We start from the raw sequence: 14,994 nt of genomic DNA on the forward strand, positions 1-14,994 counted from the left end.
TGGAAACAAACGGCGAGCTCGGCTGGCGAGTTCAGCTGCGGTGCGGACGACCGGCGGCGGGAGGACAGTCAACGCGCCGGCAGGCCGGCGCGTGCGGAAGGCAACTCAGTCGAGCAGGTTGTTCTTCATGGCGTAATAGGTCAGGTCGCTATTCGACTGCAGGCCCATCTTTTCCATGATGCGGGTGCGGTAGGTGGAGACGGTCTTGATCGACAGCGACAGCGCATTGCCGATGTCCGACACGGTCGCCCCCTTGGCCAGGCGCAGGAAGACCTGGAACTCGCGGTCCGACAGCTCGGTGTGCAGCGCCGTGTTCGGATCGCGGTCGAAGCTCTGCGCCAGCAACTCGCCCACGGTCGAGCTTACGTAGCGGCGCCCCTGGTACACGGTGCGCACCGCGGTCTTGAGCTCGTCGGCCTCGCATTCCTTGTTCAGGTAGCCGTTCGCGCCCATCTTGAACAGGTTGAGCGCGTACTGCTGCGCCGGATAGCCGGACAGGATCAGCACCGGCAAATTGGGCTGGCCCTGGCGGATGGTGCGCAGGATGTCGATGCCGCTCTGGTCGGGCATCGCGATGTCGAGCAGGAGCACGTCGCAGATCTCGCGACGGGCGATGTCGAGGGCTTCGCGCCCGGTAGCGCCTTCGGCGACGACTTCGAATTCGCCCGACGACGAGAAAATCTGTTTGAATCCTGCTCGAACTATTTGGTGATCGTCACAAATGGCAACGCGTATCATTGTCTTCCCTTAAATTTTCCCTTGTCAGGAAAGTGCCAGGTCCGTGCTAACGCCCCGGCTTGCATGCGTTGATGTCAGCATGACCGCAGGTGACATTCTATCACTATGGCGCGGGGCATCAACAGCACACACTTGCTGAGTTATGCGCGGCGTGTGAAGACAGGCCGCACAGGGTCGAATCGATGAATTTGACGAGGACAAACGCGACCAGGCTTCCGCGCACCCACACACCGAACGGCACGCGGGCGCCCCGTCAGGCGGCGCTGGCGCTGCTGCCGTGCTTGAGAAACGCGAGGATGTCCAGCAATTCGGCCCGCACCGCCTCGATGTCGACGGCAGGCGCCGGCGGCGGCAGTTCGGCTTCGTGCGCACTGGCCAGTTCATGGACGCGGCCGTCGAGGCGATTGCGTGCACCGCTGATGGTGAAGCCCTGCTCGTAGAGCAGTTCGCGGATGCGGCGGATCAGCAGCACCTCGTGGTGCTGGTAATAACGACGGTTACCTCGGCGTTTGACCGGCTTTAGCTGGGTAAATTCCTGCTCCCAGTAACGCAGCACGTGCGGCTTGACGCCGCATAAGTCGCTGACTTCACCGATCGTGAAATAACGCTTCGCCGGAATCGGCGGCAGGACAACAGGTTCAGGCTTGTTCGGTCGGTCGCTCATCTAATCTGGCACTCAGGCAGCTCGGGCCAGCGAGTTACTTGGAGGACTGGTCTCCTCGACCATTCCCTTGAGCTTCTGGCTGGCGTGGAAAGTCACGACGCGGCGCGCCGTGATGGGGATCTCTTCCCCGGTTTTCGGGTTGCGGCCGGGCCGCTGCGGCTTGTCGCGCAACTGGAAGTTGCCGAAGCCGGACAGCTTGACCGCTTCGCCGCGCTCGAGCGCGTTGCGGATCTCGTCAAAGAAAGTCTCGACCATGTCCTTGGCTTCGCGCTTGTTCAGGCCGACCTGCTCGAACAGCAGTTCCGCCAGCTCGGCCTTGGTCAGGGTCGGCAGTTCTTTCTCAGCTTCCTTCCGCATCCGCGCCACTTGCGTCGCGCGATGCAGATCGGCCGCCAGTGCTTCCTGGAACACGGCCGAATCAAGGTCGTTGTTATTAATTTTGAAGCCCTACCTTCAAGAAACGATGTTTTGGAACGATGTGAGGCGCTCCGGGGAGCGCCCTTTCAGCACATCATGCACGCAGCTTTGCGCCGACTTTTTCTTGTGCCGCACGGGCCACGGCCGCCATGATGGCGTCCACCGCGTCGTCCTGCAGCGTCGATTGAGTATCTTGCAAGCCAAAGCGGAAAGCAAGGCTTTTTTCATCCGTCTCCAGGCCCTTGCCGCGGTATTCATCAAACAAAACAACGGCTTGCACGATCTTGCCGCCCGGATGCGCGGCGATTTCGGCATGGAAGGTGTCCAGCACTTCCTGGGCCGACACGCCCTGCTTCACCACCAGCGCCAGGTCGCGGGTCGCGCCCGGGAACTTGGAAATCTCGGTGTAGGCAGGCACGGCGCGCAGGCAGAGCGCCTCGGCGTCGACCTCGAACAGGACCGGCGCCTGCGGCAGGTCGTACTTCTGCAGCCAGCGCGGGTGCAGTTCGCCGATGAAACCGATTTGCTTGCCGCCCAGTTCGACGAAGGCGCTGCGGCCCGGGTGCAGCGCCGGATGCTCGCCCTTCACGAAGCGCAGCACGGCCGGGGCAAACAGCGCCTCCAGGTCGGCCTTGACGTCGAAGAAGTCGACCGCACGGGTCTTCTCGCCCCACTGCTCGTCGACGAAGGGGCCATAGGCGATGGCGGCGACGCGCTTGGGCTGGTCGAAACCGGCCACCGACAGCGGGCCGTCCTGGGCTTGCGGGTTACGCTTGAATACCGCGCCGACTTCGAATACGCGCACACGGCCGGCCTTGCGGTTGACGTTGTAGCGCACGTTGGCCAGCAGGCTGCCCACCAGGTTCGAGCGCATCACGCTCAGCTGGCTGGCGATCGGGTTCTGCAGGCGGATCGGATCGGCGTTGGCCGCGAAATCCTGCTCCCACTGCGCTTCCACGAAGCTCATGTTCACCACTTCCTGGTAACCCAGGTCGGCCAGCTGGTGGCGGATCGCGAACAGCGAACGGGTGTTTTCGGGCTCGATCAGCATCGCCGTCGGCGCCACCGGCGGACGGGTCGGGATGTTCTCGAAGCCATACACGCGCGCCACTTCCTCGATCAGGTCTTCCTCGATCTCGATGTCGAAGCGGTACGAGGGCGAGGTCACGTGGAACACGCCTGCTTCAAAGGTGAACGGCAGCTGCAGGCGGGTAAAGATGTCGGCCACGACTTCGTCGGTGAGCGGCACGCCGATCACCTTGGCGGCGCGGGCGGTGCGCATGGCCACCGGCTGGCGCTGCGGCAGCTTGACGGCCTGGTCGTCGACCGGACCGACGCGGGTAGCGCCGGTGCCGCAGATCTCGACGATCAGGGCGGTGATGCGCTCGAGGTGCTCGACCGTGGTCGCATAGTCCACGCCGCGCTCGAAGCGGTGCGCCGCGTCGGTCGAGAAGTTGTACTTGCGGGCGCGGCCCTGGATGGCGTTCGGCCACCAGAACGCGGCTTCCAGGTAGATGTCGGTGGTGTCCAGGGTGACGGCAGTGGAATCGCCGCCCATGATGCCGGCCAGCGATTCGATTTCCTTGTCGTCGGCGATCACGCCGACCCACTCGTCGACCTCGACGGTATTGCCGTTGAGGAGCTTGAGGGTGTCGCCCTTCTTGCCCCAGCGCACGTCCAGGCCGCCGTGGATCTTGTTCAGGTCGAACACGTGCGAGGGACGACCGACTTCCAGCATCACGTAGTTCGAGATGTCGACCAGGGCCGACACCGAACGCTGGCCGCTACGCTCGAGGCGCTGCTTCATCCAGTCCGGCGTCGCGGCGCGCGCATCCAGGCCGCGGATGACGCGGCCCGAGAAGCGGCCGCACAGGTCGGGGGCCGAGATCTTCACCGGCAGGACCTCATCGGTGCTCACCGCCACCTGCTTGGTGGTCGGTACGTGCAGCGGGGTGCCGGTCAGGGCCGCCACTTCGCGCGCCACGCCCAGCACCGACAGGCAGTCCGCCTTGTTCGGGGTCAGCTTGATGGTGAACTTCAGGTCGTCCAGGCCGAGGTAGTCGCGGATGTCGGCGCCCACCGGTGCGTCCGCCGGCAGTTCCATCAGGCCGCTGCTCTCTTCCGAGATCTTCAGTTCCTTGGCCGAGCACATCATGCCCTGCGACTCGACGCCGCGCAGCTTGCCGACCTTGATCGCGAAAGGCTTGCCGTCGGCGCCCGGCGGCAGCACGGCGCCGGCCTTGGCGCAGATCGCCTTCATGCCCGCGCGCACATTCGGCGCGCCGCACACGATGTTGAGCAGGGTGCCGCTGCCGACGTCTACCTGGCAGACGTTCAGGCGGTCGGCGTCCGGGTGCTTGGCGACTTCCTTGACCTCGGCCACCACCACGTTGGTGAACGGCGGCGCGACCGCTTCGACTTCCTCGACTTCGAGGCCGGACATGGTCAAGAGGTGGGACAGTTCATCCGAAGTCATCTTCGGATCGACCATGGAACGGAGCCAGTTTTCGGAGAATTGCATGTTCTTTTTACCTCGTCAGCGCGTGACTTATATTTATGACTGAGCGTACTGAATCAGCACCCGGATTAATTAAACTGCTTCAGGAATCGCAGATCGCCCTCGTAGAACAGGCGCAGGTCGTTGATCCCGTAGCGCAGCATGGTCAGGCGCTCGAGGCCGGAGCCGAACGCGAAACCGATGAACTTTTCCGGATCCAGTCCGAAGTTGCGGACGACGGTCGGGTGCACCTGGCCGGCCCCCGAGACCTCGAGCCAGCGGCCCTTGAGCGGACCGGAGCCGAAGGCGATGTCGATCTCGGCCGACGGTTCGGTGAACGGGAAGTAGGACGGGCGGAAGCGCACCTGCAGGTCGTCGGTCTCGAAGAAGGCCTTGACGAAGTTCAGGTACACGCCCTTGAGGTCGGCGAAGCTGATGTCCTCGCCGATCCACAGGCCTTCGACCTGGTGGAACATCGGCGAGTGGGTGGCGTCGCTGTCGACGCGGTAGGTGCGGCCCGGTGCGATCACCTTGATCGGCGGGGTGTGGGTGCGCGCGTAGCGCACCTGCATCGGACTGGTGTGGGTGCGCAGCAGCAGCGGTTTGCCGGTGCTGTCCTTGCCTTCGATGTAGAAGGTGTCCTGCATCGAACGGGCCGGGTGGTTTTCCGGGCTGTTCAGTGCGGTGAAATTGGTCCAGTCGGTCTCGATCTCGGGGCCGTCGGCCACGTCGAAGCCGATCGAGCGGAAGATCTGTTCGACGCGCTCCCAGGTGCGCATCACCGGGTGGATGCCGCCCTTTGCGCGGCCGCGGCCCGGCAGGGTCACGTCGATGGCCTCCAGATTCAGGCGCGCTTCGAGCTGGGCATTGGCCAGGGCGTCGCGGCGGGCGGTCAGTGCCTGTTCGATTTTTTCTTTGGCGGCATTGATCAGGGCGCCCTGCGCCTTGCGCTGTTCGGGGTCGAGCTTGCCCAGGCCCTTCATCAGGTCGGTGACCTGGCCGGTCTTGCCCAGGTATTTGGCTTTTGCATTTTCGAGCGCGGCGGCGTCCGCGGCGGCGGCGAAATCGGCCTGTGCGGCGGAGACGAGATCTTCCAGCGATTGCATGCTTGTTCTTTTCCTGTTTGGGTGGTGGCAGGAGCCACAATCAAAAACGGGGCACAGGTTGTTCAACCGTGCCCCGCTCTTTTTGCACCAGACCCGAAAGTCCGGCGCTGGTCTTGCTAGCTAACTGACTGATTAGGCAGCCAGCTTGGCCTTGGCGGCGGTGACAATCGCGGCAAATGCCGGCTTGTCGTGCACTGCCATGTCGGCCAGGACTTTACGGTCCAGTTCAATCCCGGACTTCTTCAGGCCGTTCATGAAGGCGCTGTAGGTCATGCCGTGCGAACGCGATGCCGCGTTGATACGGGTGATCCACAGTGCGCGGAAGACGCGCTTCTTGTTGCGGCGGTCGCGGTATGCGTACTGGCCAGCACGCATGACTGCTTGCTTGGCAATACGGAATACCTTGCTGCGGCGACCACGGTAGCCTTTGGCAAGTTCAAGGACCTTCTTGTGACGGGCACGTGCAGTAACCCCACGTTTTACTCGAGGCATATTAGCTCCCTTTGTAGATGATTAGTGAGATTAAGCGGAAGGCATCATGCGGTAGACGCTGGTGACGTCCGACGCATTGATGTTACGGGTGCCGCGCAGTTGACGCTTGTTCTTGGTGGTCTTCTTGGTCAGGATGTGACGCTTGAACGCCATACCCGACTTGACGGTACCACCCGGACGCACGCGAAAACGCTTCTTCGCGGAGCTTTTGGTTTTCATTTTTGGCATAGTATTCTGCCCTGTTACGGACAGCCTCTATACGACAGGATTGCAGGTGGCGGCAACGCTGCTCTTGGATGCCTGCTTTCACTTGTCTTGCAGCCGACGCCACTACCTGCCGACTACAACCTGCTTGTTAAAAACAGGAACCGCAGATGATAGCACAGTTTCTGCCGAAATGGCCCAAGCTTGCCGCGGGTTTTGCTGCACACCCACATCACCGGCGGCGCGGCTTCGAAGCCCGCGTTCCGGCCTGCGCCGGAACGACGCGCTTGCACGGACCGACGCGAGCCGTACAAACGAACAAAGGCCGGGCCCAGGCCCAGCTTGCGCTGGAGCCCGGACCCGGCCGGCCAATCTGACGTCGGCGAAGTATCCCTGGGGATTACTTCTTTTTCTTCGGCGCAACCACCATGATCATCTGGCGCCCCTCGAGCTTCGGGAACTGCTCGACCTGGCCAAATTCTTCCAGGTCGCCGCGCAGGCGCTCGAGCATGCGCATGCCGATGTCCTGGTGCGCCATTTCACGGCCGCGGAAGCGCAGCGTGATCTTGGTCTTGTCGCCCTCTTCCAGGAACTTGATGAGGTTGCGCAGCTTGATGCTGTAGTCGCCTTCATCGGTACCCGGACGGAACTTGACTTCCTTGACCTGGATGATCTTCTGCTTCAGCTTGGCTTCGTGCGCCTTCTTCTGCTCGGAGTACTTGAACTTGCCGTAGTCCATCAGGCGGCAGACCGGCGGGACCGCGTTCGGCGCGATCTCGACCAGGTCGACGTTCTTTTCCTCGGCCATGCGGAACGCTTCCGCCAGGCTCACGATGCCCAGTGGTTCGTTATCCACACCGTTCAGGCGCATTTCGGGATGGGTGATCTCGCCGTTGATGCGATGCTGTTTGTCAGTAGCTATGTCGTTTCCTTTGAAAGTATGAAAGTAGACCGGCGGTATTATTTCGCCTTGGCGGCAACTTCGCCAACCAGGCGCTCCACGAGCGCGTCGACCGGCATCACGCCGAGATCGACATTGCCGCGGGCACGCACGGCCACGGTGTTTGCTTCACGTTCTTTATCGCCAACAACCAGAATGTACGGCAGTTTTTGGACAGAATGCTCGCGAATTTTATAAGTAATCTTCTCGTTCCGCAAATCAGCGTGAACACGGATGCCGGCCGCGCGCAGCTTGGCTTCGACCTGCTTCACATAATCTGCCTGCGCATCCGAGATATTCAAGACCGCCACCTGCACCGGCGCCAGCCACAGCGGCAGCGCACCGGCGTAGTTCTCGATCAGGATGCCGATGAAGCGCTCCATCGAGCCGACGATCGCGCGGTGCAGCATGACCGGCACCTTGCGGGTGTTGTCTTCTGCAACATATTCCGCACCGAGGCGGCCCGGCATCGAGAAGTCGACCTGCATGGTGCCGACCTGCCATGGGCGGCCCAGGCTGTCCTTCAGGTGGTACTCGATCTTCGGGCCGTAGAAGGCGCCCTCGCCCGGCAGCTCGGTCCATTCCACGCCGCAGCCGCGCAGCGCCGAACGCAGCGCCTCTTCGGCCTGGTCCCACACCTCGTCTGAACCGATACGGTTTTCCGGACGCAGGGCGATCTTGACGTCGATGTTCTCGAAGCCGAAGTCCTCGTACACCTTCATCGCCTGGGCGTGGAAGGCGACCACTTCCGGCGCAATCTGCTCTTCGGTGCAGAACACGTGGCCGTCGTCCTGGGTGAAGCCGCGCACGCGCATCAGGCCATGCAGCGCGCCCGAGGACTCGTTGCGGTGGCACTGGCCGAACTCGCCGTAGCGCAGCGGCAGGTCGCGGTAGGAGCGCAGGCCGGCGTTATAGATCTGCACGTGGCCCGGGCAGTTCATCGGCTTCAGGGCGTAGGTGCGGTTCTCGGACTCGGTCGTGAACATGTTTTCACGATAGTTGTCCCAGTGGCCGGTTTTCTGCCACAGGGTGACGTCGATGATCTGCGGCGCCTTGACTTCGTTGTAGCCGGTGGTCTGGTAAGTCTTGCGCATGTACTGCTCGACCTGCTGCCAGATGGTCCAGCCCTTCGGGTGCCAGAAGATCAGGCCCGGGGCCTCGTCCTGGAAGTGGAAGAAGTCCAGCTGCTTGCCGATTTTCCGGTGGTCGCGCTTTTCGGCTTCCTCCAGCATGTGCAGGTACTGCTCCTGGTCTTCCTTCCTGGTCCAGGCGGTGCCATACACGCGCTGCAGCATCTCGTTCTTGGAGTCGCCGCGCCAGTAGGCGCCCGCCAGCTTCATCAGCTTGAAGACCTTCAGCTTGCCGGTCGATGGCACGTGCGGGCCGCGGCACAGGTCGGTGAAACCGCCCTGCTCGTACAGCGACACGTCCTCGCCCGCCGGAATCGAGGCGATGATCTCGGCCTTGTAGTCTTCGCCGATCGACTTGAAGTAGCTGACCGCCTCGTCGCGCGGCAGCACCTTGCGGGTGACCGGCTGGTCCTTCTTGGCCAGTTCCGCCATCTTCTTCTCGATCGCCGCCAGGTCATCCGGGGTGAACGGGCGCTTGTACGAGAAGTCGTAGTAGAAACCGTTCTCGATCACCGGGCCGATGGTGACCTGGGCTTCCGGGAACAACTCCTTGACGGCATGGGCCAGCAGGTGGGCGGTCGAGTGGCGGATGACCTCGAGGCCGTCCGGATCGCGGTCGGTGACGATCGCCAGGTCGGCGTCCTCCTCGATCAGGAAGGAAGTATCGACGACCCTGCCGTTGACCTTGCCCGCCAGCGCAGCCTTGGCCAGGCTCGGCGCGATGTTCTGGGCCACTTGGGCGACGGTGACAGGGCCGTCGAACTGGCGGCTGGAGCCATCTGGAAGTCGAACGTTGAGCATTGCTGTTCTCCAATGTGGCGCAGCGCGCCGTGAAATGTTGAAAATATTGAAAGCCGGACGATCTGGACGAAAAAAAACGCGCTCCAGGCGCGTTTTCTTCAGTGTTGTCGAGCTTCTTTGGACAAAAGACCACCGTACCGCGTCTAGCGATTCCCCCACAACATAGTCGTAGTTCGCGGTGTCATAACCGTCGATGCCTTTCTCGCTCTTACCAAATCTTACTGAGTGTTCTGGTGGGCGGTGCAGAATTCGAATCTGCGACCCCTTGGATGTCGACCAAGTATTCTAACCAGCTGAACTAACCGCCCGATGCCGCCATTATAGGGAGCGCGCCCGCCTTAAGCAAGGCTTGTCACAGAAAAAGTTTCCTGGCGAGCCTGCCAGCGCCTCCGGCAAGGCTTTGCTTTACACTGGAAGCTTGTATAAATCGCCATGCCACATGATGCCTACCAAGCAAGCCGAACCCTCTTCCGAGCACCTGCACGCCCACCTCGACGGCGACGCCAGCCATACCCACGTGATCGAGGGGCGCAGCCAGGCGGCGCTGGCGATGGCGCTCGGCCTGACCATGCTGTTCGCCGTCATCGAAGTCTTCACCGGCTTCATGTCGAACTCGCTGGCCCTGATCTCGGACGCCGGCCACATGGTCACCGACGCCGCCGCCCTCGGCCTGGCGCTGCTGGCCCAGGCCATTGCCAAGCGCCCGCCGTCGAGCCGCCATTCGTTCGGCTTCGTGCGCGCCGAAGCGCTGGCCGCGTTCGTCAACAGCCTGGCGATGCTGGCGCTGGTGGCCTGGATCGCCTGGGAAGCGGTGCAGCGCCTACTGCATCCGGAAGACGTGCAGGGCGGCGTGGTGCTGGTGGTGGCCGCCATCGGCGCCTCGATCAACCTGCTGGTGGCCTGGATCCTGTCGCGCGACAACCACAGCATCAACACCCGCGCCGCACTCATCAACGTGATGGGCGACCTGCTCGGCTCGATCGCGGCGATCGCCTCCGGCGCCATCATCTACTTCACCGGCTGGGTGCGGGTCGACCCGATCCTGTCGATCTTCGTGGCGCTGCTGATCCTGCGCTCGACCAGCGGCATCCTGCGCGAGTCCTACCATTTCCTGATGGAGGGCGTGCCGCACGAGATCGACTACATGGTGGTGGGCGCCGACCTGAAGGCGGTCGAGGGCGTGCTCGACGTGCACGACCTGCACGTATGGGACATGTCGCCGGGCCACCCTGCCCTGATCGGCCACCTCGAAATCGCCAGCCTGGAACGCTGGCCGGCCGTGCTGGACGAGGTGCGCGCGATGCTGCGCGAAAAGCACGGCATCGACCACGTGACCCTGCAGCCGGAAGCGGCCGGCGGCAAGTCGCTGTAGCCAGCGCAGCCTTCTTGTAAGCCCGTTCTTACCTGCGGCAGGCCGGCACGCCGATACGCGCGGGCCTGCGCGGCCAGCATAATCCCTCCCATGGATTGCTCCCGCACAGTATTCGACACCCTGATCATCGGCGGCGGCCCGGCCGGACTCACGGCCGCGGTCTACCTGCGCCGCTTCACCCGCCATGTCGCCCTGGTCGACAAGGGCAATAGCCGCCTGTCCTGGATTCCGGTCTCGCACAATTACCCGGGCTTCCCGGAAGGCATCAACGGCATGCAGCTCCTCGAGAACCTGCGCGCCCAGCTCGCCAACTACGGCGGCAGCGTGATGCCCGGCGAAATCCTCGACCTGCGCCTGGAGGACGGCGTCTTCGTGGCCGACTATGCCCCGGCCGGCGACGCCGCGCCCTGCCAGATCCGTGCCCTCACCGTGCTGCTGGCCAGCGGCGTGGCCGACGCCGGCATGCCGGTCGAACGCTGGGACGAGGCGGTGCGCTGCGGCGCCGTGCGCCTGTGCCCGGTGTGCGACGGCTGGGACGTGATCGACAAGCGCATCGGCGTGGTCACTTCCGAGGCCAACCCGGTCGGCCACGCCCTGTTCATGCGCACCTTCAGCACCGACGTGCTGCTGTTCGAGCGCGGCCCCGAACCGACGCTCAACGACGAGGACCGCCAGCGCCTGGCGGCCGCCAATGTGCGCTACATCGATTCGCCGCTGGCCGGCGTGACCATGAGCGAAGACATGAAACCGATCCTGCACACGCGGGACGGCGAAGACTACCGCTGCGACGTGTTCTACCCGATGCTGGGCGAAAACGCGCGCTCCGACCTGGCCAGCTCCCTGGGCGCGGAAACAGTGGAGTGCCGCAAGCTGCTGGTGGACGACCATTGCCGCACCACGGTGCCGGGCCTGTTCGCGGTCGGCGACGTCACCCGCGGGCTGAACCAGATCGCCGTGGCGACCGGCCAGGCGGCGCTGGCGGCGACCACCATCCACAACATGCTGCCATGGGCGCTGCGGACCGCGCCCGATCAAGCCGCGGCGCGCCAGGCCTCACAGGGTCAAGACTCGCAGGGTGCAGTCTCGCAGGGTCAAGTCTCAGTGTCGCAGACCTGATCGCGCCCGGCCGACTTGGCCTGGTACAGGCGGCGGTCGATCCGGTCCAGGAACACCGCCGGATCGTCCTTGAAGCCGGGCACGATCGTCCCTGCACCGATACTCACCGTGACCAGCCGCCCCACGCCCGAGCGCGCATGCGGCAACTTCTTTTGCGCCAGCAGCTTGCGGCAGCGTTCCGCCACGGTGCGCGCCGATTCGGCGTCGGTGGCCGGCAGCAGCAGGACGAACTCCTCGCCGCCGAGCCGCGCACACAGGTCGCGCGTGCGCGAGGCGCCCGCATCGAGCGCCGCCGCCACCTCGCGCAGGCACTCGTCGCCCTGCATGTGGCCGTAGTGGTCGTTGTACTGCTTGAAGTAGTCGATGTCGACCATCAGCACCGACAGGGGTGCGCCGGTGGCGCGCGCCTTGGCCCATTCGACCGGATACAGGGTGTCGAACATGCGCCGGTTGGCTACGCCGGTCAGGCTGTCGCGGTAAGACAGTACTTCGAGTTCGCGCTGCAGCTGCAGGATCTTGTCCTCGGCCTGCTTGCGCTCGGTGATGTCGAACATGAAGCCGACCAGCGCCTCGACGCTGCCGTCCTGGCGCCGCAGCACGTGCACGACGTCGCGGATCCAGACGACATCCCCGTCCGGCCGCAATGCCCGGTAGTCGGCCTCGTGGTCCGCCCCCGCCTGCGACTGGGCCACGCAGAAGTTGACGGTCTTCTCGCGGTCATCGACATGGATGCGGTCGGCCCAGTCGTGCACCGTCTGCCAGCTGGCCGGGCTCCAGCCGAGCAGCGCCTCGATCTGCGGCCCGATGTAGGTAAAGCGCATGGTGGCCCAGTCGATGCGCCAGGGGATGGCCTTGGTCGACTCGAGCAGGGTGCGATAAACGCCGGGATCGTCGCAGGCGACCGGCGCGGAGACGGGAGCAGTCATGGCGCGTATGCGTAGTGGATACACTTGCATTGTGCACCGGAAACTATCGCTTGGGCCGAGGAAGACGCTGTTTATTCCGGCCGGCCCCGGCTCACTTCCGGTTCAGCCCGACGCCAGCGCGATCCGGCGCCGGATGCGCTGCACTTCCTGTGCATCGCCGGCGGCTTCGGCGCGCTGCGCCTGCACGCCCAGCCAGGCCAGCAGCGGACGGCGCCAGCCCTGGCTGGAGGCGGTGTCGATCGCCTGCGTAATGCCGTCGGGCGTGATGCGCCCGGCCTTGAAGGCCGCCCCGGCCGCCACCAGGCGCGCCAGCGGATCGGCCACGGCCGCCACCTGCCCCGTGGCGAGCACGGGACGGTGCTGCTCGGGCAGGAGCGTCGCATTCAGGCCCTGCCAGCGACCGTACAGGTAGTCGGCGTAGGCGCGCTGTTCCGGCGTCGCATCAGGGGCCAGCGCGGCGTAGCCGGGGCAGTCGTCGAAATCGAGGCTGGCCACTTGGGCCGCGCAGCGCACCAGCTCGACCTGGGCCACGTAGTCGGCCCGGCCGGTGCTGGTGGTGGCGCTGCGCGCGCTGCGGAATTCGGCGGCGGCCGCGGCGCTGCGGCCCTTCAGGTAGTCCTCGACCGAGCCGTCGAGGGCGCCCTTGGCATCAAGCTGCCAGTCGGGCGGCAGGGGTTTGCTGGCGCAGGCGGACAGGGCCAGCAGCGCAACCAGGCTCAGAATTCTCATGGCAGCTTGATCTCCTCGTTCTTGCGGGCGAACGGCCACTTGCGGTTGATCTCGTCGACCAGGCGGTTCACCTTGCGCAGGCTGGCGTCGACCTCGGCGCGCAGCGCGCCCAGGTCCTCGGTGGCCATGCGCGCGTTCTTGCCCACGGCCTGGGCCTCGACCAGCACCGCGTCGGCCTTCTTGAGCGTGGTGCTGGCGTCCTGCAGCACCACGTGCAGCTGGCGGATCGCGGCCTGGGTGTCGTCCATGACGCCGTCCTTGCCATAGACGCGCTGCTCGGTCTTGCCGAGCAGGGAATTGATGCGGTCGAGCGCCTCGCGCAGCCTGCGCGCCTCGGCATCGCCGCCCATCACCCCGCCCAGCACGCCGCCGGGACCGTTCATGCGGCCTGTGACGGCATTGATGTTGGCCAGGCTGGCGTTGATGTCGGAATCGTTGGCCGTCATCGTTTCCAGGTTCTCCAGCAGCGCCCGGGCGGTGGCGACGATGCGCGGGATCTCGGCGGTGGCGTCGCCGCGCAACACCTGGCGCGTGGCGCCGGCGGGGAGCGGCGGGTCGTTCAGCAGGCCGGTGAAGGCGCGCAGCCGGGTCTCGCCGACGATGCTCGACTCCAGCGTGAACACGCTCGAGGTGCGCAGCCACTTGGCGTCCTTGCTCTGCACGTCGACCAGGATGCGCACCTTGCCTTCCGGGGACAGTTCGACCTGGCTGACGCGCCCGATCGGGAAGCCGGCGAAGCTCATGTCCATGCCGGGGATGACGCCGGACGAATCGTCGGTCTCGAGGATCAGGCGTTGGGTCGGCTCGAACACGCCGCGCGCGTGCATCACGTAGCCGAAAAAGGCGGCGACCAGGATGCCGATCGCCACCAGCAGGATCATCGCCTTGAGTTCGACATGTTTCGGTTCGTCCGGCAAAGCTTCGGTCATGGTGTCCTGTTCTTGTTGTTTGGGTTCAGATGTACTTGAGGGCGAGCGAGGCGGCCTCGATCACCAGGAGCACGAACAGCAGGCGCAGCGCGCCCGGCTGCACGGTGGAGTTGACGCGGCGCGGATAGCGCTGCAGCTCGAGGATGGCGGCGGTCGGAATCAGGGCCACGGCCAGGCCGAAGAAGACGGTCTTGAGCACGAAGCCGATCGTCACCGTGGGCGAGAACACGCGGCCGACGGTACGGGTATAGTCCGCGATCCCCCAGGGCAGCAGGCCGTACACGTTCAGGTAGGCCAGCACCAGCACGATGGTGCTGGTGACCATGGCCAGGCTGGTCACCGCCACGGAATTCGCCAGCAGTTGCGGCACCATGTCGCGCCGCAGGCGGCGCAGGGCTTCGTCGTTGGCGGCCTGCGGCGACAGGCCGGCGCGCGCCAGGCCCAGGGCCGAGGCGTCGAAGGCCATGCTGGCGCGCAGGGCGACGAACATCGCGGCCGACAGCGGAATCAGTTCCAGCACCAGCACCCGCACCACCATCTCGAGCGCGAAGTGCGACAGCCCGTAGCTCTTGGCGGTGACCAGCACGATGCGGATGATGACCAGGCTGATCAGCGTCGAGGCCAGCGAGAATCCGGGCAGCACCTGCCAGGTGCTGGCGTAGATGTGGCGCGCCGCCGCCAGCCGGTTGCCGCGGTTGTAGGTCGACGGCGACAGCGCCATCACCAGCGCCACCGCGCCCAGGTGCACCATGTACCACCAGCTGCGCAGGTAGCGCACGACGGCAAGGCCCCACAGGCTGGGGCGGGCGTAGAGGTTGAGGGTTCGGCGCATGGTGTCGATATGATACAAATTTTTGTGCTTGTGCCCGGTTTTTGTATCAAATTGATACTGTCGTGCTTGCTCTGCGAACCAATGTCGGATGCCGCCCACGC

15 protein-coding genes and 1 tRNA gene are annotated in these 14,994 nt (G+C 64.6%); 2 read left to right on the plus strand and 14 right to left on the minus strand.

The window, feature by feature from the left end; translation table 11 throughout:
* Nucleotides 1–105 precede the first annotated feature (105 nt).
* From AB3347_RS18810 to AB3347_RS18855, 10 genes are all read right to left on the minus strand, one after another.
* Entirely contained in the window at nucleotides 106–738 is a 633-nt protein-coding gene (locus AB3347_RS18810; protein ID WP_027865355.1) for a response regulator transcription factor, read from the minus strand.
* A 253-nt stretch (nucleotides 739–991) separates the two neighbouring features.
* Nucleotides 992–1,402: a MerR family transcriptional regulator gene (locus tag AB3347_RS18815; protein ID WP_369093241.1), complete on the minus strand. Its 411-nt coding sequence runs from the start codon at nucleotides 1,400–1,402 to the stop codon at nucleotides 992–994.
* Between the two features lie 12 nt (nucleotides 1,403–1,414).
* Nucleotides 1,415–1,759: an integration host factor subunit alpha gene (locus tag AB3347_RS18820; protein ID WP_227802631.1), complete on the minus strand. Its 345-nt coding sequence runs from the start codon at nucleotides 1,757–1,759 to the stop codon at nucleotides 1,415–1,417.
* Between the two features lie 154 nt (nucleotides 1,760–1,913).
* Nucleotides 1,914–4,340 (minus strand): phenylalanine--tRNA ligase subunit beta, encoded by a 2,427-nt coding sequence (gene pheT, locus AB3347_RS18825; protein WP_369093242.1) that lies wholly within the window; start codon nucleotides 4,338–4,340, stop codon nucleotides 1,914–1,916.
* A gap of 65 nt (nucleotides 4,341–4,405) precedes the next feature.
* Entirely contained in the window at nucleotides 4,406–5,422 is a 1,017-nt protein-coding gene (pheS, locus tag AB3347_RS18830) for a phenylalanine--tRNA ligase subunit alpha (RefSeq protein ID WP_369093243.1), read from the minus strand.
* Between the two features lie 132 nt (nucleotides 5,423–5,554).
* Nucleotides 5,555–5,914 carry a 50S ribosomal protein L20 gene (rplT, locus tag AB3347_RS18835; protein ID WP_027865360.1) on the minus strand — a complete coding sequence of 120 codons (360 nt, stop codon included), beginning with the start codon at nucleotides 5,912–5,914 and terminating at the stop codon, nucleotides 5,555–5,557.
* 30 nt (nucleotides 5,915–5,944) lie between these two features.
* Nucleotides 5,945–6,142 (minus strand): 50S ribosomal protein L35, encoded by a 198-nt coding sequence (gene rpmI / locus AB3347_RS18840; RefSeq protein ID WP_026354218.1) that lies wholly within the window; start codon nucleotides 6,140–6,142, stop codon nucleotides 5,945–5,947.
* Between the two features lie 376 nt (nucleotides 6,143–6,518).
* The gene (infC, locus tag AB3347_RS18845; protein ID WP_369093344.1) at nucleotides 6,519–7,079 is read right to left on the minus strand and encodes a translation initiation factor IF-3; all 561 of its coding nucleotides are present in this window, start codon (nucleotides 7,077–7,079) and stop codon (nucleotides 6,519–6,521) included.
* Nucleotides 7,079–8,989: a threonine--tRNA ligase gene (gene thrS / locus AB3347_RS18850; protein ID WP_369093244.1), complete on the minus strand. Its 1,911-nt coding sequence runs from the start codon at nucleotides 8,987–8,989 to the stop codon at nucleotides 7,079–7,081. The genes infC and thrS overlap by 1 nt, the downstream gene beginning before the upstream one ends.
* A 231-nt stretch (nucleotides 8,990–9,220) precedes the next feature.
* Nucleotides 9,221–9,297 (minus strand) — tRNA-Val (locus AB3347_RS18855).
* 134 nt (nucleotides 9,298–9,431) lie between these two features.
* Between AB3347_RS18855 and AB3347_RS18860 the strand changes: the two genes are divergently transcribed.
* Nucleotides 9,432–10,361, plus strand: coding sequence for a cation diffusion facilitator family transporter (locus tag AB3347_RS18860; protein WP_369093345.1), 930 nt, complete (start codon nucleotides 9,432–9,434; stop codon nucleotides 10,359–10,361).
* Between the two features lie 90 nt (nucleotides 10,362–10,451).
* Entirely contained in the window at nucleotides 10,452–11,477 is a 1,026-nt protein-coding gene (locus AB3347_RS18865; RefSeq protein WP_369093245.1) for an NAD(P)/FAD-dependent oxidoreductase, read from the plus strand.
* On the opposite strand, the gene AB3347_RS18870 is transcribed toward AB3347_RS18865, so the two are convergent.
* From AB3347_RS18870 to AB3347_RS18885, 4 genes are all read right to left on the minus strand, one after another.
* Nucleotides 11,453–12,403 carry a diguanylate cyclase gene (locus AB3347_RS18870; protein ID WP_369093246.1) on the minus strand — a complete coding sequence of 317 codons (951 nt, stop codon included), beginning with the start codon at nucleotides 12,401–12,403 and terminating at the stop codon, nucleotides 11,453–11,455. The two genes, AB3347_RS18865 and AB3347_RS18870, sit on opposite strands and share 25 nt — an antisense overlap.
* Nucleotides 12,404–12,505: 102 nt before the next feature.
* Nucleotides 12,506–13,132, minus strand: coding sequence for a hypothetical protein (locus tag AB3347_RS18875; protein WP_369093247.1), 627 nt, complete (start codon nucleotides 13,130–13,132; stop codon nucleotides 12,506–12,508).
* Nucleotides 13,129–14,061, minus strand: coding sequence for an MlaD family protein (locus tag AB3347_RS18880; protein ID WP_369093248.1), 933 nt, complete (start codon nucleotides 14,059–14,061; stop codon nucleotides 13,129–13,131). The genes AB3347_RS18875 and AB3347_RS18880 overlap by 4 nt, the downstream gene beginning before the upstream one ends.
* Before the next feature lie 25 nt (nucleotides 14,062–14,086).
* Complete coding sequence (locus tag AB3347_RS18885; protein WP_369093249.1) at nucleotides 14,087–14,893, minus strand: MlaE family ABC transporter permease; 807 nt, start codon at nucleotides 14,891–14,893, stop codon at nucleotides 14,087–14,089.
* Nucleotides 14,894–14,994: the final 101 nt, after the last annotated feature.

It is taken from the genome of Massilia sp. X63, from assembly GCF_041023745.1.
GTDB lineage: Bacteria > Pseudomonadota > Gammaproteobacteria > Burkholderiales > Burkholderiaceae_D > Telluria.